Here is a 21645-nt window from a genome sequence, read left to right on the forward strand (position 1 = left end):
AAAACCCAAATTTTTAGCGCTTGGCGCAGCGACCGAAGGAAGCTCGCGCCAAGCTCATAAAAATAAGGTTTCCCAACGCGGACTTGCAGCGGTAGCCGGAACAGCTCCCAAAACTCAAAACTCATATCTCAAAACTCAATACTAAAGTGTCACGAAAAACCCTAAACATCGGCCTCTTCGGTTTCGGCTGCGTCGGCTTCGGATTATACGAAGTACTTCAAAAAACGCCCGGACTCAAAGCCAACATCAAAAATATCTGCGTTAAGAACCCAAATAAAACGCGCGAAATCGGTTCCGAAAACTTCACGTTCAATCCCGACGATTTACTCAACGATCCTGAAATAAATGTCATCGTCGAACTCATAGACGACGCCGACGCCGCGTTCGAAATTACGAAGCGCGCGCTCAAATCAGGAAAATCGGTCGTGTCGGCAAACAAGAAAATGATCGCCGAACACTTCGAGGAACTGCTGCAACTGCAACGCGAAAACAACGTACCGCTTTTGTACGAAGCCGCGTGCTGCGCGAGTATGCCGATTATCCGCAACCTCGAAGAATATTATGACAACGATTTGCTCGAGTCCATTCAAGGTATCGTGAATGGTTCGACGAATTACATTTTGACGAAGACGTCGCGCGATAAGTTGTCGTACGAAGATGCTTTGAAAGAAGCCCAGGAAAAAGGTTTCGCCGAAAGCAACCCGATTTTGGACACGGGCGGTTTCGACGCCAAATACAAATTGTTGATCCTGCTCGCCCACTCGTTCGGGCACATTGCGAAACCCGATGATATACTGAACATTGGAATCGACGGTTTGGGCGGGCTCGAATTGAAATACGCGGCCGAAAAAGGCTGGAAAATCAAGCTCGTCGCTCAAGCGTTCAAACACTCGGACGGAAATGTCGGTGCGTTCGTAATCCCGAAATTCGTGTCGCCTGAAGATCGATTGTTCAACGTCGACGATGTCTTTAATGGCGTCGTGACCAAAACGAGTTTCGCCGACGAACAGTTTTTCGTAGGTCGCGGAGCCGGTGCGCATCCGACGGCGAGCGCCGTATTATCGGACATTTCAGCCCTAACCTACGACTATAAATACGAATACAAGAAAATCAGCCGTGGCGAAAACGTAGCCTTGACCGACGTTCTTGATCTCAATGTTTTCCTGCGACATGAAAAACACGACGCCGAAACGCTCAAACCGTATTTCAAAAAAGTGTCGGAATCCTATCTCAACGGGGAAGCCGGTTATATCACGGGCACGATCTCGTTCGAGAATTTAAAGAAAGTCCAGAAAGATGAAACGTTGAAAAAATCGTTTGTGCTTCTCGATGTTGTTGGATAGTCTTGAGATATGAGTCTTGAGACGCACAAACTCAATACTCATATCTCATAACTCATAACTCATAACTCAAAACTAAAAAATTTGTTTTTTGTTTGGTTAACTCTCTTAGAGTGAAGAAACCCCGTCAATTATCTGGCGGGGTTTTCTTTTTATCATATTTCGTATGTGTTTTGTACTACTTTCCGATTGTGAATACCATGAATTTCTCAAAATCCTAAAAATTGATTGCGTAAGATATTTCTGTCTTAAAATTAATTTAACTTACCACCTAAAACCTAACAAATGAAAACATACTACGCTGCTTTTCTTTTAGTTATCACAAACCTAAGCGCAAACAGTCAATGTTGGGACGAAATATATCCCGCCGACATGCATATTTTGGCGAAAGCAGCCAACGGGAAAATATACGGCTGGGGATCGAACACTGACGGACAATTGACCAATGCGCCGTTCGCAGTAAACCTGCCCTATCTTTTACTGGAAGGCAACTGGGTCGATATTTCCCTGGGCGAGCATCAAACCTATGCATTAAAGTCCGATGGAACAATTTGGGCGACAGGCCGCAATGACGTCGGGCAAATGGGCGACGGCACGGCAAATTTCAGGAATGCGTTTGCTCCAGTAAATCTAGACAACAATTGGACAAAAGTCATTGCCGGAGGGAATCACGTTGTCGCCTTAAAAACCGACGGAACACTTTGGGGCTGGGGTTACAATGATTTTGGCCAACTGGGCAATGGCGTGAACGGCGTCTCTACAGGCGTTTTCGAACACGAATCTAATCCGATACCAATTACAAACGACACCGATTGGGCGTTTATAACCTGCGGAAGTACTCATACTTTAGCCATAAAAGAAAATGGCACGCTTTGGGTTTGGGGATCGAGCAACGGCACATTGGGCCAAGCCTATACAAATCCGACGACAATACCGACACAACTAGGTACTGATACCGACTGGCAATCCTGCGAAGGCGGTTTCGGCTATTCCTTGGCAATCAAGAACAACGGAACATTATGGGCTTGGGGCACCAACGCAAGCGGCAATCTTGGAGACGGAACAACCGACACGCGTCCATCTCCGGTACAAATCGGAACCGATACCAACTGGCAAATCGCAAGCACCACACTTCGGCACACGCTCGCTTTAAAAACCGACGGAACACTTTGGGGTTGGGGTCAAAATAATTACGGACAGGTCGGCGACGGTTTGGGCAGCAGCGTATTGGCGCCTGTTCAACTCAGCACCGACACCGATTGGAAAGCGATTCAATCCGGGACTCAGGTTTCATACGCGCTCAAAGAAGACGGCACGTTATACGCCTGGGGAAGCAACGCAACTTACGGCGGCTTGGGCAACGGGACTTGGGCAAATTCGGCGATTCCCGGCCCGACGAGTTGCGCAACGGTTTTAGATATCGATGAAATCGAAGCAGTTTCAAAGTTTACGATCTACCCGAATCCGACCGATAACGAAATAAATATCGTCGGTGCAAATACCGATGTGAAAAGTGTTTCAATAACCGATACGACCGGAAAAACGGTACTGAATGCGAGCGGTGATCTGGAAAAAATCGACGTCAGCTTTCTCGCACAAGGCATGTATTTTGTTGAGATTTCATCGTGCGAACGAAAGCAGGTGATGAAATTCTTGAAGAAATAACGTCGGCTCATTTACGATAACCGATTCAACAATTCAACCTACAAAAACGAAAAACCCGCTGAACATATTCGGCGGGTTTTTCTATTTATAGATTTTGAATTGTCCTGAAATTTGCTTGCTGTCGCCCTGCTGGTTAACGAATTCACCTGAAAATGTTCCTTTGATGAAATCATCCGTTTCCAGTTCGACGTCAGATTGATAAGCGTCCAATGGGCGGTAAACATCTTGGTGACTGTCGTAAGCCGTATTTATGGGATAATACTCAAGGCTTTGAAGTTGCGCACTTCCCGGACTGTGCGTGAAATAGATGCTATGTCCTGACCACAATCCGCCATACGTAATGCCGAAGTTATTGTAAAAGTCGAACCCCGCAATTCCAGAGTTAACGGAACTTGCTTTTTTTATTATAGCCGAAACGCCATCGACTTCTATTTCTATTTTTCCCGAACGCTCGTCATCAGCCGTACAGCCAAACAAAACCAACGCGCAAAAAACGACAAAAATCCGCTTCATTTAATTCGACTCCCTGATGATATCAAACGTGAACTCCACGTATTTCTCGACATCACCATCAGTCATGTTACCCGCAAACGTTCCTTTTAATCGATTCTCCGTGTTGACCGTAATCTCTGAAAAAGATGCGCCCGACAAATAAAACAACGTGCCGTCAGCCACACTCGGAATAAATTCGACATGCTCGACCACGTTGTCGCCCGTCGTGTCTTGACGTACGTCGAACGTGAGCTGTTCGTCGGTTTTGTCGGCGTAGACCAGAACGGCGTTTTCCCCGTCGGCGTTGACATCATCGGTCGCTTCGGCGAAGAACGGACGTTGTACGCCATCGGCCGTCAAATAAAATTTCGTGGTCGCTTTCTCGTCTGATCCGGAACATCCGAATGCAAACAAGGCGACGAATAACAATGCGTAAATATTTCTCATGTTCGTAGGGTTACTTATGAAATTACTCCCGATCCGACTAGTTCCTCGCCTATATACCAGGCGGCGAATTGCCCTTCGGTTATGGCCGACTGCGCATCTTCAAACGAAATGTACATGCCGTTCTCGAATTGATGCAAGGTCGCTTTCTGCAACGGTTGGCGGTATCGGATGCGAACCATGACGTCGAGGGTTTCGTTGTCGTGAATCCTCAAATCTTCGCGCACCCAATGTATCTCTTCTTTTTGGATAAACAAGGCCTTGCGGAACAATCCCGGATGCGACTGCCCCATCCCAGTGTAAATCGCATTCGATTCGACGTCGGTTGCGATGATGAACAGCGGTTCTTTGGTTCCGCCGACGTTCAGGCCTTTGCGTTGGCCGATCGTATAATAATGTGCACCTTGATGTTTCCCGACGACTTTTCCCATTTCAGGTTTGTACGGAATGTTGTGGGCCGCGAATTCGAGTTCGTCTTTGGGCGATTCGAACGCAGGAATTTCAGGAGTATAGATGTGCGCCGACTCGTCGACCTGATAAATCAAACCGTCTTTTGGCTGTAATTTTTGTTGCAGGAATTCGGGCAGACGCACTTTTCCGATGAAACACAAACCTTGTGAATCTTTCTTCTCGGCCGTTACCAATTCCATTTCGGAAGCTATTTTTCGAACTTCGGATTTTTGCAATTCCCCGATCGGGAACAACGCTTTGCTTAATTGTTCCTGGGTCAACTGGCACAAAAAGTACGATTGGTCCTTGTTCGCGTCGGCGCCTGAAAGCAAACTGTACACGGTTTTCCCGTCGATCGTTTGTTCCGACTTTCGGCAGTAATGGCCTGTCGCGACGAAATCGGCTCCGAGAGAGAGCGCGATTTTCATGAACACGTCGAATTTTATTTCGCGGTTGCACAACACGTCGGGGTTCGGCGTGCGTCCTTTTTCATATTCGGCGAACATGTAATCGACGATGCGTTCCTTATATTGTTCCGATAAATCGACGGTTTGGAATGGTATCCCGAGTTTTTCGGCCACCAAAAGCGCGTCGTTGCTGTCTTCAAGCCACGGACATTCGTTCGAGATCGTGACGCCCTCGTCGTGCCAGTTCTTCATGAACAACCCGATGACCTCATACCCTTGTTGTTGCAGCAAATACGCGGCGACACTTGAATCCACTCCGCCGGATAGTCCGACTACTACTCTTTTCTTCATTTGAATTAATAATTAATAATTAATAATTGACAATGATTCGAACCGGAGAAAATCTCGCTCGATCACAGTAAATCACTAATTATCAACTGTTCATTATTCATTACTAATAAAAACGCAAAATTACTAAAAATCTTTGCGTTTCTCGAGTTTCTGCAACTTCTTGCGCAATGGATACGTTTCCTTCTTCTTGAGTTTGCCGCCTTCGTAAAATTCCCAAACGCCTTTTTTCTCGCCGTTCACGTAATTTCCTTTCGATGCAATCGTGCCGTCGGGGTTGCGGTATAAGGCCGGACCTTCGATAATCCCGTTTTTATATACCGATTCCTCGAGCACGACATTGGCTTCATTGTCGGCGTATTTTTTATACGGGCCGGTTTTGATTCCGGCGACGTATGTGGTTTCTTCAGCCAACTTTCCGTTTTTGTAATACACGGTTCGTTTGCCTTCGAGCTTGCCGTTCTTATAATTTTCGGTGGTCATGACTACGGTCGAGGCTTCGTGGTAATATTTCCAAAGGCCTTCGTACTCGCGGCTCACGACTTTTCCTTCGCTGACCTTACTTTTCTTTTGATCATAGAAAGTCGTGTAAGCCGAACCGTCGGGCGCGAATTCACGCGTCGCGATAACAGTTCCCGCCTTCGTGTCGTCGAAGAATTTGAACGTGCCGATTTCCTTTCCGTGTTCGAAAGTTCCTTCGTACCTCGGGCGTTTCGATTCCTCGTAAACACCTTTCCACAAGCCGTGTTTCCTGCCTTGTTCGTCGTTCTGGTTGGTTTGGGCAAGAGCGACGGCGAAAAACAAAATCGCAATACAGCTAAAAAATAGTCTAACCATGTGTATGTTTTTAAGATCCGAGTTCGATTGCGCGTTGGTTCGCCGCATTGATGGCATCGACGACGATCCCGTTGAGTTTCGCCGATTCGAAAACCGACAATGCCCGTTCGGTCGTGCCGCCTTTCGACGCTACTTTCGCGATGAGTTCGGGTTCAGATAAAGAACTGCCAATTTGCAGATTTATTGCGCCCAAAAACGTCTGGCTCACCAAAATTTCAGCTTCGGACGGTGAAAAGCCAAGATGCTGCGCGGCTTTGTTCATCGCGTCCATGAAGTAAAAAATGTAGGCGGGCCCGCTTCCTGAAACAGCCGTGGCCGCATCGATCATCTTCTCGTCTTTCACGTGGAGCGATTTCCCGGTCGTGTTGAGCAGGTTTTGGATCGTCATCAGGTCGTCGATCGCGATGCTTTCGGACGCCGTGAAAACGGTCATTCCCATTCCGATACTCGACGCCATGTTTGGCATTGCGCGGATGATTTTGGTCGCTTTGGTAAGCTTCGAGATGGTGTTGATTTTGATGCCGGCCATTATGGAAAGCACGATGCAATCTTCTAAAAACAACCCTGACAGGGTCTTTGATAATTCATTGAAATCCTGAGGCTTAACCGCCAAAACAACAACATCACAATCACCCACGAACGTTTTGGCTTCGGTCGAAAAGTTATCGAACGGGATCGGATTGTTGAGGATCAACGGAATCTTTCGGCTCACCACGAAAATCTCATGCGGCGCGACAACACCCGAGTTGATGAAACTCTTGGCGTAGGTTTTCCCCATGTTGCCGTAACCGATGATGGTGATTTTCATTTTTTGAATTTGGAAATTTGAAAATTTGAAAATTTGAAAATTTTACGTTCTGTTTTAAAACATGGTTACGCTCCAGACAACAATCGAAGGAAATTCGTAATCTCAAACGAAAAGCCAATTTTCAAATTTCCAAATTTCCAAATTTTCAAATTACTTTTTCTTCTGCGCTTTTTGCGTCTCAGCCTGCTCCATCAATTCCTGCATTCTCTTCTGGAATTTACCCTGGGTTTTCGGTTTCTTCTTGTTTTCCTGGATCTGGGCGTGGATCTTGTTCTCATCGACCACATAACGCTTGATCACGACCATGATCGCGATTGTCACCAAGTTCGAGATGAAGTTATACAACGACAAACCTGAACCGTAGTTGTTGAAGAACAACAACATCATCAGCGGCGACAGGTAAATCATGATCTTCATGACTTTGCTCATGTCGGGCATTCCTTCCTGAGGCGGTTGCGCCATCGCCTGGTCGCCCGATGTCATCTTCATATAGAAGAAAATCGCGATAGCAGCCAAGATCGGGAACAGACTCACGTGGTTTCCATAAACAGGAATAGTGAATGGCAATTTCGCCACTTCATCAAACGACGAAAGGTCGTTCGCCCAAAGGAAACTCTTTTGGCGAAGTTCGATCGCGCTCGGGAAAAACTGGAACGACGCATACATGAACGGCAATTGGATCAGCGCCGGAATACAGCCCGCAAGCGGATTCACGCCCGCCTTATTGTACAACGCCATCGTTTCCTGCTGACGCTTCATCGGGTCTTTCGTGAACTTGTTGTTGATTTCGGTAATTTCCGGACGCAACACGCGCATCTTCGCCTGAGACAGGAACGAACGGTATGTGATCGGCGACATTGCGAGTTTGATAAGCAATGTGAAGATAATGATCGCGATCCCGTAAGCGATGTACGATCCGAGGAATCCGAACAACGGCACGAAAATCCATTTGTTGATCCACCCGAAAATTCCCCAACCCAGCGGAATGATTTCGTCAAGGTTACGGTCGTAAGCGTTCAACAATTTATAATCGGCGGGGCCGTAATACCAATTCATCTTATAGTCAAGCTCGCCGGCGCTGTTGAACGCGAGTGGCGCTTTCGTCTTGAATGCCTTCGTGAACGTCGTGTCTATCTGTGCGTCGTCAACCAAGTTCGTCGACTCGAGATCGACTGATTTGAACGGCGTCTTGGTAAGCAGGATCGACGTAAAAAAATGTTGTTTGTATGCGATGTACGTCACGTCCTCGACGGTTTCCTTGTCGTCTTTGCCTTGTCCGAGATACGTATCTTTCCCACCGTCGTATTCGTAGATGACTTCGGCGTAACGGTTCTCATACGCGACGCTTTTCTCGTTGCGGAACGTCTTCATATCCCATTCCAGATCGACAGGTTTCGTCGTATCGAGTACGTTCGACAAACCTTGTGAACGCACGTCGAAATCGAGCATGTAATCGTTCGGCTTCAGCACGTAACGGTATTCGAGGAATTGTTCGGGACCGGCTTTCAGTCTAAGGGTCAAGACCTGGCTGTCACCGATTTTAGTCAAGACAGGTTCGAAGAAAAGATTTTTCGTATCAAGCGAACGGTTATCTTTCGTGCGAAGCGACAAATTCAAGTTTGCGTTGTTCGACTTGATCAACTCGACCAATTTCCCCGAATTCTTCTCGAACTTCTCGTATTTCTTGAGCGTCGCTTCCTTGATGTAGCCGCCTTTGTTCGAGATGACAAGTTTCACAAGATCATTCTCAAGCGTGGTTGTTGCCGATGTAGCCGACGGCAGAGTCGCCGAATACGCGAAACTTCCCAAAGTACCTTTCAACGCAATTAATTTCGTCGAATCGTTCGAAGTCGTGTCAGCTGCGATTTCGTCAACCTGTTTCGCCTTGATGGCATTGACTTTCTTCGCTTTTTCTACTTGTTCCTTCTTAGCTTTTTCGGCTGCGATTTCAGCTTCCGACGGCTGGTTCCAAATCGTCATCCATACCACGATACCAAAGATCAATACGAAACCGATGATGGTACTGAGGTCTAATTTCTTCTTTTCCATTTGAGTTGCACGAAAGCCGTGCGCTATTTATTTCTGTTTTGCTTTCACGGTCGCCTCCACAAAGCTTACGAAAAGCGGATGCGGGTTGGCGACTGTACTTTTATATTCGGGATGGTATTGCACGCCAAGGAAAAACGGATGGTTTTCCAATTCGACGATCTCGACCAAACCTGTATCAGGATTTACTCCCGATGATTTCAATCCTGCTTTTTCAAGCGATTCGGCATATTCGCCATTGTATTCATATCGGTGACGGTGACGTTCCAAAATCTGTGGCTTGTTGTAGATCATGCGCGCCAACGTATTGTCTTTTATGTCGCATTTCCACGCGCCGAGACGCATCGTTCCGCCTTTGTCGGTAATCGTTTTTTGCTCTTCCATCAAATCGATGACCGGGTTCGCCGTGCCTTCGTTCATTTCGGTAGAGTTCGAATCTTTGAGCCCGAGCACGTTTCGTGAATATTCGATAACCGCCATCTGCATCCCGAGACAAATCCCTAAAAAAGGAATGTTGTTCTCGCGTACATAACGGACCGCTTCGATCTTTCCTTCGATGCCGCGTTCGCCGAATCCCGGAGCAACGAGTACGCCGTCGAGATCCTTGAATTTCTCGGCTACGTTGTTCGCATCGATATATTCGGAATGTACTGAAACGACGTTTACTTTCGTCTCATTCGCCGCACCCGCGTGGATGAACGCTTCTATGATCGACTTATACGAATCCTGCAATTCGACGTATTTCCCGATGAGGCCGATGTTCACGACATGTTTCGGATTCTTGAGTCGGTGAAGGAACACGTTCCAGTTTGTAAGGTCAGGTGTGTTTTTCTTCGGAAGCGCGAGTTTCTTAAGCGCGACGACATCAAGACCTTCCTGAAGCATCAAATTCGGCACTTCGTAAATCGTCGATGCATCGATGGATTGGATGACCGAATCGCGGGACACGTTACAGAACGACGCCATTTTCTGGCGCAATTCGTCCGACAATTCGTGTTCGGTCCTACAAACCAGGATATCGGCTTTGATTCCGCTTTCCATCAAGGTTTTAACCGAGTGCTGCGTGGGTTTCGTCTTCAATTCGCCGGCCGCCGCAAGATACGGAACGAGCGTCAAATGGACCACGAGACTGTTGCTTTCGCCCAAATCCCAGATCAATTGGCGCACCGATTCGATGTATGGAAGCGACTCGATATCCCCGACGGTTCCTCCGATTTCAGTGATCACGATATCGTAATTGCCCGAATTCCCGAGCAATTGCATGCGTTCCTTGATCTCGTTGGTGATGTGCGGAACGACCTGGACGGTTTTTCCTAAAAACTCGCCTCTTCTTTCTTTTTCGATGACCGAAAGATAGACGCGTCCCGTTGTCACGTTGTTCGCCTGAGACGTGGGAACGTTCAGGAAACGCTCGTAGTGTCCGAGGTCGAGATCGGTTTCGGCACCGTCGTCGGTCACATAACATTCCCCGTGTTCATACGGATTCAATGTTCCCGGATCGACGTTGATGTACGGATCGAATTTTTGGATCGTCGTGCGATAACCGCGCGCCTGTAATAATTTTGCAAGCGACGCCGCGATGATGCCTTTCCCTAAGGATGACGTCACACCGCCGGTAACAAAAATATATTTCGTTTGATTCATGGTAATTTCAGTAGTTGTGTCGTGTAAAAAACGGTGCAAAAATACGATTATTAATTGACAATGGATAATGGATAATTGACAATTATGAACACGCGACTGATCACTTTTTGGGCGCCGGATAATTGCGCCTGATATTTCGAACCAGCTCCTCAAGCCCGTTCAACTTCAACTCATACACCAACCGCAATTGGTCACCGAGTTGTCCTTTCGGAAAACCCTGGCCATGAAACCAGACCACGTAATATTCGGGCAGGTCTATAAGAAAACGCCCCTCGTATTTTCCGAAGGGCATTTTTGTATGGGCTAATTTGATGAGCTGTTTGTGCTGGTCCTGCATTCTTACTCCTGAGGCGTTCCTATATCGTTGACCTCATTGCCGTTGCCTTCATTTTTTGGATTCGGGCCGTATTCGTTTTCACCGAATTCGCTCTCGCCAAAAAGCAACCAAAGCCCGTAAAAAGGAATCAGTTGCCACCAACCGCTGTTTCCGCGATCATGGCAACGTTTGGCCGCCTGCGCGATCATGAACCAAAGAGCCGGAACGATAACGACAAGCAGTATGATACTGCCCACGCCTGAACTTTCGCCAAAGATGGCGGTAGTCGCGAACAAAGTTCCGTAGATCGCGATAACGTAAATCAACACACTCAGGCCGTACTCCATCCTGCGGATACGACCTTCAAAAGAAAAAGGATTTTTAAACATAATATTTAGTTATTGGTTGACTGGCAATTTATTGAATTTCAGGAGTAAAACAGATTTAACACCTAAAAAGTTATCAACCTAACCAAGTAAACGAAATCGATTTCTCGATATCGGGATTCAGGCTCAAATGAACCGGACAGGTAAGCGCCGTGCGTTCCAAAATGGTTTTCGTTTTTTCATCGGCCGAAATACCCATGTTGAAATGCACTTCGATTTTTGAGATTTTGCGAGGTTCGGCCTGCATGTGTTTCGTGACGTCGGCCGTGGCACCCGTGAAATCCACATCCAATGTTCGCGCCTTGATTCCCATCACGGTGAGCATGCAGCTCGCGAGCGCGTTGGCAACCGTGTCGGTCGGGGAAAAAGCTTCCCCTTTGCCGTTGTTATCGACGGGCGCGTCCGAAATAATCTCGCTACCCGATTGAATATGTACCGACGACGTCCTCAAATCGCCCAAATACGTCACTTTTGATGTCATTATTCTGATTCTTTAACTGAGAGATCCTCGTTATATTGTAAGATGTAGATTCCTTTGTTCACGACGCCTTCGCCGCTTTTCCCGTAATCGAACTTGCCTTCGACCTGCTCGGTTTTCTGCGTCGCTGCCGACTCGGCGAATGAAAGACCTTGAGACAATCGCAGCATCGTATCGAACGTCACGTCAAAACCTCTCGTCGCATATTGGCTAGGGAAAACGCGATTCTTCGCCTTGTAGTTTTCGCGGAAAGCACGCGCGGCTTCAGAATCGTTGTCACGCGTCATGGCCGGATAAACCAATTTCAGGATTGTAAGTCGTTTCATTGAAACCTCTTCGAAATCGAGGGTTTCGTTCTGCTCGAGGATTGCGATCTGGACTTTGAAATTGCTGATTTCGCTGAGCAACACGTTCGTCGTCGCCAGAATCATCCCCGTTTTCTCAGTATCGAGCACGACATAATTCTGTTTGTCCTTCACGAGCGAGGCGCGTAGTTTATCGGCAATCACGTTACCTGACGCGTCGAGTTCGGCGAATTTGATATCGGGATATGAACCGTTGATGAGTTCTTTGGTCGAATTTCGCTTCGGATCGCTTACCAAGATTATGTTCGCGCCTTTCGAATACAAATAATCGAGCATCGCTTTTTTGGCGACAGCTTCTGACGGCATCGCCTGATACAAGTTCGGATATGCGGCGCTTCCTTCCTTGGACAATGGCGAAATCACGGCGACGCTTCCCAATTCGGCTGCGGCTTTCTCGGCGTGTTGTTGGTAGAATGGCCCGATCAACGCGTCGGCATTCTTGAGATTATTCGCCTTTATCAGATCGAGGACCTTCGACGACGATTTGCTTTCCTCGGAATCGAGAATCTTCACATCGATGTTCAAACCAAGCGTCCTGGCCGAATCAATCGCCATCAACGCACCCGAATAAAAATCAAGCGTGAGATTCAAAAACGCGTCCTTCTTGAGTCGTTCCGCGGTTCCTTTCGTCGTATCGGCCGTGATTTTCGCCGCGTTGAACGGAAGCAACAAGACGAGTTGTTTCTTCGCGGATTTATTTATGTTCTTGGCCAGATCGGTGTAGTCGCGACGTGTCTCGACGGCAATCGAACCTTTGCCCGGAACCTTGAGGATCATTCCCGATTTCACGCCGTCCTTAAGGGTCGGGTTCAACGCGATGAGTTCCTGTTGCGTAATATTGAACTGTTGCGTCAAACTGAACATCGTTTCCTTTGGCTTGACTTCGTAGTTCGCATAACCTGCTTTCTGGGGAACTTTCACGGTTTCGGTCGTCGTTGTGCTCGGCGCATCCATCTCGACGACTTTCGGTTTCGGTTTCTCGACGACAGGATCGCCGGTTTTTGACGGTCGCGTCTCAGACTTGATGTGAAGTACGGTTCCCGATTGCAATCCTGAAACGATCAAAGGATTTTGGCGTTCCAGTTCCGCGACTGAAATCCTGTATTTTTTCGCGATAGAGAATTTCGTTTCGCCTTGCTGCACGGTGTGTGAAACTCCGTCCTGTGCGACTAAAGCGGCTTTCGAATCGCTGACTTTCTTCTCGGTCGATTTGACCTCCGGTTGGGCTCCGATGGACGTATTTCCACCCGGAATGCTGATCGTCTGTCCCGTTTTGAGTCCTGATTTTAAGATGTCGGCGTTTACCTTCTCAAGATTCGCGACGCTCACGTCGAACTTACGCGCGATGCTGAACAACGTCTCGCCCTGCGCAACGACGTGCGTTCGAGGTTTAGCGGCAACGGTCGACGATACGAACTGGGCCGATGACGGAATCAATAACACGTCGTTTTCCTTCACGCCATTCTGCGCATCGGGATTCAGCCTGTAGATATCGAATGGGGTAACGTTGTACTTTTTTGCGATTTGCGTCACCGATTCAGATTTGGCGACCTTGTGCTTGACGTAATCCTGGGCCGAAGCCAATTGGAACGAAAAAACAGAAAACAGCAATATTAAAAAGTACTTCATAACTTGTAATTTATGATTCGGGTTTGCCAAAGATACGCCTAAAACGCTACTCGGGCTTAATTTTTATGACTTGCCCGACTTGCAAGCCATGTGCCAAAGAGCGCGCGTTCTGCTTTTTGATAACGTCCACGCTCACATTATATTTTCTCGAAAGCCCAAAAAGCGTCTCGCCGGGTTTGACTTTGTGTTCGATGACTTCACCGCTTGCAACGGGTGTTTCAGTAGCGGGCGCTTCGATTTGTGTCGTTTGTTCAGCCGAAGCCGCGACAGGCGGTTCCTCGGTTTTTACGGGAGCCGATTCCACGACTTCTACCGATGTGACGGTATTGGAAATACTGCCGGCCGACGGAATGTTGATCGTCTCATCGGCGCGCAAACCGCATTTCGCCACTTTTGGATTCGCATCCTTGAGCTGTTTCAACGTCACGCCATATTTCTGGGCGAGCACTGACAATGTTTCTCCCGATTTCACGCGATGCGTCGTCGAACCCGATGTTTCAGGCGTCACGGCAACCGCTTGGGTTTCTGAAACCGGCTTCCCTTCGCTGGCCGAAGAAGTCGTCTTCACGGCAACGTCGGTTTTTCCAGGAGCCGCACCCATGACTTCATTCACGAAATCGTCGCTTGGCATTACGGGTGGAATGATGATGACTTCATCGGTACGCAAGCCGCGTTTCGCAACTTTTGGGTTCGCGTCCTTTATCGCCTGCACGGTAACCGCATATTGCTGGGCGAGACCTGAAATGGTTTCACCTGACTGTACGCGGTGCTCGGTACTTTGATTTTCATAGGCCGGAGCCGCTTGCACAGGTTGCGTTTCGGCAACGGGCGTTTCACTTACCGGAGTTTCAGTCTGCGAAACGGCTTCCTCGACGACAGGCTCGTCCTTTATCGGAACAGGAATCTTGAGCACCATTCCTTCTTTTATACCATCGACCGCAAATTTGTTGAGACGGTAAATCTCAGACGGCGGCACGAGGTATTTCTTGGAAAGCATGCGCACGGATTCGCCCATCATAACCGTATGGTCGACGATCTTGTACTCTTGGTTTTTAGGTTGTGAGAAAAGATTCGGGGCGATCGTTAAAAGTAAAATCAGAATTACTTTTCTCATATGTTTCAATTTAGGTTATTCCCATTCAATCGTGGCGGGCGGTTTCGAGCTGATGTCATACACAACCCGGTTCACTCCTTTGACTTTGTTGATGATGTCGTTCGAGGTCTTCATGAGGAAATCATAAGGCAAATGAACCCAATCGGCGGTCATCCCGTCGGTCGATTCCACCGCGCGCAGGGCGACTACTTTCTCATAGGTACGTTCGTCTCCCATTACGCCGACGCTGTTCACAGGAAGCAAAATCGCTCCGGCCTGCCAAACTTTGTCGTACAATCCCCAAGATTTCAAACCGTCAATGAACACAGCATCAACCTCTTGCAAGATACGAACTTTTTCTTTCGTGATATCTCCCAAAATCCGGATCGACAATCCCGGGCCCGGGAACGGATGCCGTCCCAAAAGTTCAGCATCGATTCCAAGCGTTTTCCCGACGCGTCTCACCTCGTCCTTGAACAACATGCGCAACGGCTCGACGACTTTAAGTTTCATGAAATCGGGCAAACCGCCAACATTGTGATGCGATTTTATCGTCGCTGACGGACCTTTCACCGAAACCGATTCGATCACGTCAGGATAAATCGTGCCTTGGGCAAGCCATTTCACGTCAGTCAATTGGTGCGCCTCATCGTCGAAAACCTCGATGAAAACGCGACCGATGGTCTTTCTCTTCGTCTCGGGATCCGAAATTCCTTCGAGTTGCGACAGGAAACGATCTTCAGCATCGACGCCTTTCACGTTCAATCCCATGTCTTTATATTGGTGCAGAACGCTTTCGAATTCGTTCTTGCGCAACAATCCATTGTTTACGAAAATACAATACAGGTTTTTCCCGATGGCTTTGTTCAGAAGCACCGCGGCAACGGTAGAATCGACACCGCCCGACAATCCGAGCACGACCTTATCGTCCCCGATTTTCTGTTGCAGTTCGGCCACGATTTCCTCCACGAACGCGTTCGGTGTGAAATTTTGCGGTACGTGCGCGATGTTCACCAAAAAATTCTCGAGCATTTTCTTGCCGTCGGTCGAGTGATAGACTTCAGGATGGAACTGGATCGCGTACGTCGTTTCACCTTCGATTTTATATGCGGCGTTCTCGACATCGTGCGTGCTCGCGAGTTTCACGCCATTCGTCGGCAACTTCTTGATCGTATCGGAATGCGACATCCAGACCTGCGAATTCAATTCGACATCCTTGAAAAAATCCTCGCCTTCCTTTATATAGGACAGATTCGCGCGACCGTATTCACGAGTGCTCGACGCTCCGACTTCGCCACCGTCGAAATGCGCGAGATACTGCGCTCCGTAACAAACGGCGAGTAACGGCATCTTGCCACGGATTTGCGACAAATCGGGATGAGGCGCGTCATCGGCACGAGTCGAGAACGGGCTGCCCGAAAGGATGACCGCTTTATAACTCGACAAATCGTCAGGAAAATGATTGTAAGGGAAAATTTCGCAGAAGATATTCAATTCGCGAACGCGGCGAGCAATGAGTTGTGTGTATTGCGAGCCGAAATCTAAAATCAGTACGTTGTGTTGCATGTGCAAAAATAGTTCAACATTTTAGATTGCAAAAGCAGATTGTTAATTTTTTCGACACAGTTTTCAACCGCCAATATTTCGTAAATTGGCACGTTTAGGAACTATGAGAAAATTACACGTTTTGTGCCTGTTGCTCGTCTCGGCATCGGCATTCTGCCAAACCACCGATAAGACGCTGAGCTTTAAACAATTCGGCTGGACCATAAAAATCCCGAGCGGTTACGCACCGAACCCTGAGGAGCAGGACGCGACCGTCGATGCCCAGATCTTGTTCCGACACCAGAAAGATCCCGCGCATTACATCGAAGCCTATTCGGAACCGTTCGACGAAAGCATCGACGGAAATTACGCGAAAGCCGCGTTGGCCGCTCGGTCGGAAGCTGTTGATGTCGCCAACCAGATGATGCCCGAATCGACCACACTCGAACAATCGGAAACCACGATAAGCGGATTGAAATTCATTGTTTTCACGACGAAACTCACCGCCGACGCGAACTTCATCTTATACACGACGACGTTCACGCGACTGTTCAAAAACGAAGCGCTCACGATAAATGTGTATTACGCGAAGGCCGATGAAGGGCAACGACTCATCGAAGCCGTGAAACAATCGGTGTTCAAAAAGTGATGGAGAATCTGCTTCTGAACGACGGCATCGCGCAGTATTACGGAAAAGTCATTCCGACGCCCGACGTCTATCTTGAGAAATTGCTGGCGACGATCGAATGGAAAAACGATGAAGTCGTGTTGTTCGGAAAGCGCATCACGACCAAACGCAAAACGGCCTGGCACGGAAGCGAACCGTTCGCGTACAAATATTCGGGCGCGACGAAAACCGCTCTACCGTGGACGAAAGAATTGCTCGAATTGAAAGCGATCGCCGAGGAACTTTCGCGCGAAACCTACAACTCATGCCTGCTCAATTTGTATCACGACGGCAGCGAAAGCATGGGTTGGCATTCGGACGATGAAAAAACAATAGTTAAATGTTCGGCGATCGCCTCCATAAGTCTGGGCGCCGACCGTAAATTTGCATTCCGGCACAAGCGATCGAAGGAAACGGTTTCCCTGGTTCTTGAAAACGGAAGTTTGTTGGTCATGAAAGGGGAAACCCAGGAATTTTGGCAACATGCGATCCCCAAGCAAATGAAGGTTTTGGATGCGAGGGTGAATTTGACGTTTCGGAAGTTTGGGTGAAAGGGTTTATGCGTTATGCGTTGATTGGTTGATTTGAATTAATGTCTTCCGTTGGGTGTTTTGTCATTATGACGACGTAGGAGGAAGAAACTTTTTATCTTACTAAGTAACTGAATACAAATGCTTTAAAAACCACCCTGTCAGGGTAAAAATGGAACTGGTTCTAATCAAAAAAATCTCTGTTCGACCTATACCGCGTTAGGGATGGCGGCTTTGTTTGAGCTCATTTTCGAGGCACGAGAAAATAGCGAGTGCCGACAGCCCGACGGCGGCAAACCAAAATCGTGATTTAATTTGGATTTTCCTGCCGCCGGAACGCCCACACCAAAAACGTAAATAAACAACGAAAAACCTCCGCCAAAGGCACAACCGATTCTTCAAATAAACAAATCAACGCATCAACAAATCAACAAAAAACCGATCCATCAACGGAAGACATCGACTCAAATAAACAAATAAACGGTTAAACGATTAAACAATATCAAGCCACCAACGGAAGACATCGACTCAAATGAACAAATGAACAGTGAACAAATGAACAACGCAACATACGCCATCGTCGACATAGAAACCACCGGAGGAAACGCCAGCGGCAGCCGCATAACTGAAATCGCGATCATCATCCACGACGGCGTGAACATCATTGATCGATGGGAAACGCTCGTGAATCCTCAAAAGGAAATCCCGATCCCGATTTTCGCGCTCACGGGAATCAACAACGAAATGGTGCGCCACGCTCCTATTTTCGACGATATCGCGGCGAAAGTTCTCGACATGTTGACCGACAGGATTTTCGTTGCGCACAATGTGAACTTCGATTATTCGTTCGTGCGACATCAGTTGGAACAAGCCGGCTTTAAATGGACCGCGAAGAAATTATGTACGGTCCGAGCCGCGAGAAAAATCAAGCCGGGTCTGCAATCGTACAGCCTCGGGAATCTTTGCCGATTCCTCGAAATCCCGTTGGAGAACAGGCACCGCGCGGGCGGAGATGCCGATGCGACGACGATACTTTTTTCAAGATTACTCCAATGGGATTTGAACGGCGATATCGAAAAAATGATAAGGAAAACCGCGCCCGACCAGCGTTTCCCGCCGAATCTTCCCGTCGGGGATTTCGAGAAATTACCTGAAAAGCCTGGTGTCTATTATTTCTACGATCGCGTCGGGAAAGTGATTTACGTGGGGAAGGCGATCAATTTGAAGAAGCGCGTCGCGTCGCACTTCAGCGGCCATAGCGTGAAACCGCAGCGCCAGTATTTCTTGCGCGATATCCACGGAATATCGTTCGAGGTCTGCGCGACCGAACTCATGGCGTTGTTGCTGGAATGTACCGAAATCAAGAAGTTATGGCCGACGTACAACACGGCGTTGAAGCGGTTCGACCCTAAATTCGGACTGTACCGATACGAGGCGCGCAACGGCTACAACTATCTGGCTGTCGGAAAACTCAGCAAATTCCAAACGTGCATCGAGGTTTTCAGTACCGAATACGACGCGGTACATGCGCTGTTGAACCTGTCGCAAAAGTTCCACATCGACCACCGATTCTGCAAATACGGACGACCTGCCGAAGGTGAAATCGTAGTGAAATACGATAATACGAATTTGCCCGACGCAAACACCCACAACCAAAAAGTCGAAAACGCAATCAACTCCTTGCGAGAGAACAAACCGAGTTTCGCGATCATCGACAAAGGCCGATCGGACGAGGAACGCAGCTGCATCTGGGTTGAAAACGGGGAATTCTATGGCATGGGTTATATCGATTCGAGCGTCGGAATCACCGAACCGTCGGCGCTAAAAGACCACGTGACGCAATACCGCAGCAATCAATATATCAAACAGTTGATTTTTAATTATTCGAGGAAATTTCCGGGGAAGGTGTTGATTTGAGTTTGTGGGATTGGTTTGGAAATCCTGGCGGATTTTGCGTTTTGACTATTCATGAGTAGAAAATCCAGACGTGTGACTTCGGTTAAAAACAACCCTGACAGGGTGTTCCGTAAGCATCATTAAATCAATAACTTAAACCAAAGTAAACCTCAAAAAAAATCAATTTAAATAAAATATCCAAAGACGAATAAAACGTAAACGAAGAGCCAAATCTACCAACACGCTCAGCATGAAAAATCCAGCCGAACGCGATTTCCCTATCCCGTAAAGCGACAAGATTCCAAGTGAAGATTTCGATTCAAACAAATCAATAATCGATCGATTACACGCAACAGATTTTTGCTTCTGCGTCGCCAGAATGACAAAACGCAACTGAAGAGCGATTTTTGCTTAATACCTAAACTACAAACACCCAACGGCAGACAACAACTCAAATAAACGCATCAACACATCAACGCATCAACCAAAAACAATACATTACAACTTTCCACGTTAACCTTACCAACAACAATCCGTTAATAAAAAACAGTTAACAGCGTATTCCTCCACCCAAAAAATGCGCATTTTTGTTCAAGACAAATTAAAACCTCGATATTTTTATGCAATTCCTCACATTACTGCTCCAAGCCGAACCGGTTACCGACACGATCGCAAATGCAACCGACGCCGCAACAGCCACTGTAGCCGTTACTGAAAACGTCTCCTATCTCGACTTCGTGCTCAAAGGCGGAATCATGATCTATCCGTTGATCGTACTTCTATTCTTTTGCGTTTACGTGATCATCGAGCGCGCGATGTCGATCAAAAAACTTTCAAAACAAGATCCGAATCTCATGAGCGAAGTAAAATCGCAATTGCGTGCCGGACGCATTGATAACGCCGTGATGCTTTGCAGCCGCGACGGAAACTCGACGGCGACGATCTTGAAAAGCGGCATCCAGACGATCGGACGTCCAATTAGCGAAATCGAATCGGTGATGGAAAAAACGGCGAACATTGAAATCGCGAAAATGGAAAAAGGACTCGGCTACCTCGGATTGATTTCAGGTGTCGCGCCAATTCTCGGATTTATCGGAACGATTGCCGGGGTTATCAAGATTTTCCACTCGATCTCGACAACGGGTAATTTGAACATCCAGACCATTTCAGGCGGATTGTACGAGAAAATGATCTCGTCGGGCGCAGGACTTGTCGTCGGGGTTATCGCCTATGCCGGGTATCACCTTTACAACATGGTCATTGACGGTTTCACGGTGAAAGCCGAAGCCCAGACACTAGAAATCATAAACGTAATCCAGTCTCCAGATGGCAATTAAAAGAAAAAGGCGTTTCGAGCCCGAGTTGTTCTCGGCGTCTATGAGCGACATCATGTTCTTTTTGTTCCTGTTTTTCCTCATCATCTCGACGCTGGCCAACCCGAACGTGATCAAGTTGACCTTGCCCAAAGCCGAGTCGACCGAAACCACGAAAAAAGACCATTTGACGCTTTCAGTCACGCCTGAAAAGCAATACTTCCTGAACAAGGACGAAATTCCGTTCGACCAATTGGAACTTGAACTCGCGCAACGTGTGCAGAATTCGGGCGACAAAAACGTCGTGATCCGAATTCCGGCCGACCTTATGGTCCAGGATCTTGTCGATTTGATGCAGATCGGCGTGAAACTCAAGCTCAATTTCGTAATCGCGACGGCCAAGAACTGATGTGGCGCAACCTGCTTCTCGTAGCTTTCGGAGGCGCGGCAGGAAGCGTTTTACGATATTTGGCATCGGTTCTGACCGCGAAATACATATCGTCGGCATTTCCGATCGCAACTTTTGCCGTAAATGTTTTAGGTTGTTTTCTCGTCGGGTTTTTCTTCGGATATCTTGAAAAAAACCAATTATCCGATTCGGGAATGAAATGGCTTTTGATCACAGGTTTCTGTGGCGGATTCACGACCTTCTCGGCGTTCTCGCTCGAAAACATAAAGCTTTTCCAAAACGGGAATCCCGCACTCGCACTAATTTACATCGGTTCAAGCATCATCACGGGATTGGCCGCCGTCTGGCTAGGACTCGTAATTTCGGACCTTCAGCAATCTGCGTAAAATCTGCATCATCAAAAAAAAACAAACTCCATCCTGTTCAACAAGATGAGAAGCTCTCTTAGTGACTTCGTGCATTCGTGTCTTCGTGTCAAAAAATTGAAGTTCCTTTGAACCTCGATGCGTTCAATAAAAAATAAACAAAAACTCCCGT

The 21645-nt window shown here is 47.7% G+C and carries 21 protein-coding genes; 8 read left to right on the forward strand and 13 right to left on the reverse strand.

Features of this window, described 5'->3' with window-relative positions:
• The first annotated feature begins 146 nt into the window (after positions 1-146).
• Both EOO50_RS05410 and EOO50_RS05415 read left to right on the forward strand, forming a co-directional pair.
• On the forward strand, positions 147-1343 hold the full coding sequence (locus EOO50_RS05410) for a homoserine dehydrogenase (RefSeq protein ID WP_290838489.1): 1197 nt from the start codon (positions 147-149) through the stop codon (positions 1341-1343).
• Between the two features lie 282 nt (positions 1344-1625).
• Entirely contained in the window at positions 1626-3005 is a 1380-nt protein-coding gene (locus EOO50_RS05415) for a T9SS type A sorting domain-containing protein (protein WP_290838490.1), read from the forward strand.
• Positions 3006-3086: 81 nt separating this feature from the next.
• Here EOO50_RS05415 and EOO50_RS05420 read toward each other — a convergent pair whose 3' ends face one another.
• The 13 genes from EOO50_RS05420 to guaA all read right to left on the reverse strand — a co-directional run bounded on the left by EOO50_RS05420 (position 3087) and on the right by guaA (position 16314).
• The gene (locus EOO50_RS05420; RefSeq protein WP_290838491.1) at positions 3087-3518 is read right to left on the reverse strand and encodes a hypothetical protein; all 432 of its coding nucleotides are present in this window, start codon (positions 3516-3518) and stop codon (positions 3087-3089) included.
• The gene (locus EOO50_RS05425) at positions 3519-3944 is read right to left on the reverse strand and encodes a hypothetical protein (RefSeq protein WP_290838492.1); all 426 of its coding nucleotides are present in this window, start codon (positions 3942-3944) and stop codon (positions 3519-3521) included.
• Positions 3945-3958: 14 nt separating this feature from the next.
• Positions 3959-5149: a tRNA 2-thiouridine(34) synthase MnmA gene (mnmA, locus tag EOO50_RS05430; RefSeq protein WP_290838493.1), complete on the reverse strand. Its 1191-nt coding sequence runs from the start codon at positions 5147-5149 to the stop codon at positions 3959-3961.
• A 123-nt stretch (positions 5150-5272) separates the two neighbouring features.
• Positions 5273-5983, reverse strand: a complete 711-nt coding sequence (locus EOO50_RS05435) for a hypothetical protein (RefSeq protein WP_290838494.1) — start codon at positions 5981-5983, stop codon at positions 5273-5275.
• 10 nt (positions 5984-5993) lie between these two features.
• The gene (gene proC, locus EOO50_RS05440; RefSeq protein ID WP_290838495.1) at positions 5994-6791 is read right to left on the reverse strand and encodes a pyrroline-5-carboxylate reductase; all 798 of its coding nucleotides are present in this window, start codon (positions 6789-6791) and stop codon (positions 5994-5996) included.
• Positions 6792-6941: 150 nt separating this feature from the next.
• Entirely contained in the window at positions 6942-8840 is a 1899-nt protein-coding gene (gene yidC, locus EOO50_RS05445; RefSeq protein WP_290838497.1) for a membrane protein insertase YidC, read from the reverse strand.
• A gap of 27 nt (positions 8841-8867) precedes the next feature.
• Positions 8868-10481, reverse strand: coding sequence for a CTP synthase (locus EOO50_RS05450; protein ID WP_290838498.1), 1614 nt, complete (start codon positions 10479-10481; stop codon positions 8868-8870).
• Positions 10482-10581: 100 nt separating this feature from the next.
• Positions 10582-10818 carry a DUF3820 family protein gene (locus EOO50_RS05455; RefSeq protein WP_290838499.1) on the reverse strand — a complete coding sequence of 79 codons (237 nt, stop codon included), beginning with the start codon at positions 10816-10818 and terminating at the stop codon, positions 10582-10584.
• Positions 10819-10820: 2 nt separating this feature from the next.
• Positions 10821-11186: a DUF805 domain-containing protein gene (locus tag EOO50_RS05460; protein WP_290838501.1), complete on the reverse strand. Its 366-nt coding sequence runs from the start codon at positions 11184-11186 to the stop codon at positions 10821-10823.
• Between the two features lie 73 nt (positions 11187-11259).
• The gene (locus EOO50_RS05465; protein ID WP_290838502.1) at positions 11260-11664 is read right to left on the reverse strand and encodes an OsmC family protein; all 405 of its coding nucleotides are present in this window, start codon (positions 11662-11664) and stop codon (positions 11260-11262) included.
• Positions 11664-13655, reverse strand: coding sequence for a LysM peptidoglycan-binding domain-containing protein (locus EOO50_RS05470; protein WP_290838503.1), 1992 nt, complete (start codon positions 13653-13655; stop codon positions 11664-11666). The genes EOO50_RS05465 and EOO50_RS05470 overlap by 1 nt, the downstream gene beginning before the upstream one ends.
• Before the next feature lie 46 nt (positions 13656-13701).
• Positions 13702-14769 (reverse strand): LysM peptidoglycan-binding domain-containing protein, encoded by a 1068-nt coding sequence (locus tag EOO50_RS05475; RefSeq protein WP_290838504.1) that lies wholly within the window; start codon positions 14767-14769, stop codon positions 13702-13704.
• Positions 14770-14784: 15 nt separating this feature from the next.
• The gene (gene guaA, locus EOO50_RS05480) at positions 14785-16314 is read right to left on the reverse strand and encodes a glutamine-hydrolyzing GMP synthase (RefSeq protein WP_290838505.1); all 1530 of its coding nucleotides are present in this window, start codon (positions 16312-16314) and stop codon (positions 14785-14787) included.
• Between the two features lie 103 nt (positions 16315-16417).
• Here guaA and EOO50_RS05485 point away from each other — a divergent pair, with 103 nt between their 5' ends.
• The 6 genes from EOO50_RS05485 (at position 16418) to crcB (ending at position 21494) form a co-directional block, all read left to right on the forward strand.
• Positions 16418-16942 carry a hypothetical protein gene (locus EOO50_RS05485; protein ID WP_290838506.1) on the forward strand — a complete coding sequence of 175 codons (525 nt, stop codon included), beginning with the start codon at positions 16418-16420 and terminating at the stop codon, positions 16940-16942.
• Entirely contained in the window at positions 16942-17511 is a 570-nt protein-coding gene (locus tag EOO50_RS05490; RefSeq protein WP_290838508.1) for an alpha-ketoglutarate-dependent dioxygenase AlkB, read from the forward strand. The genes EOO50_RS05485 and EOO50_RS05490 overlap by 1 nt, the downstream gene beginning before the upstream one ends.
• Positions 17512-18030: 519 nt before the next feature.
• Positions 18031-19407, forward strand: coding sequence for an exonuclease domain-containing protein (locus EOO50_RS05495; RefSeq protein ID WP_290838509.1), 1377 nt, complete (start codon positions 18031-18033; stop codon positions 19405-19407).
• Positions 19408-20006: 599 nt separating this feature from the next.
• A complete protein-coding gene (locus EOO50_RS05500) occupies positions 20007-20723 on the forward strand; it encodes a MotA/TolQ/ExbB proton channel family protein (protein WP_290838511.1) in 717 nt (238 codons plus the stop codon).
• Positions 20713-21108: a biopolymer transporter ExbD gene (locus tag EOO50_RS05505; protein WP_290838512.1), complete on the forward strand. Its 396-nt coding sequence runs from the start codon at positions 20713-20715 to the stop codon at positions 21106-21108. The genes EOO50_RS05500 and EOO50_RS05505 overlap by 11 nt, the downstream gene beginning before the upstream one ends.
• Positions 21108-21494 carry a fluoride efflux transporter CrcB gene (crcB, locus tag EOO50_RS05510; RefSeq protein ID WP_290838513.1) on the forward strand — a complete coding sequence of 129 codons (387 nt, stop codon included), beginning with the start codon at positions 21108-21110 and terminating at the stop codon, positions 21492-21494. Before EOO50_RS05505 ends, crcB begins: the two co-directional genes overlap by 1 nt.
• Positions 21495-21645 lie beyond the last annotated feature (151 nt).

Source organism: Flavobacterium sp. (assembly GCF_004211145.1).
Lineage (GTDB): Bacteria > Bacteroidota > Bacteroidia > Flavobacteriales > Flavobacteriaceae > Flavobacterium.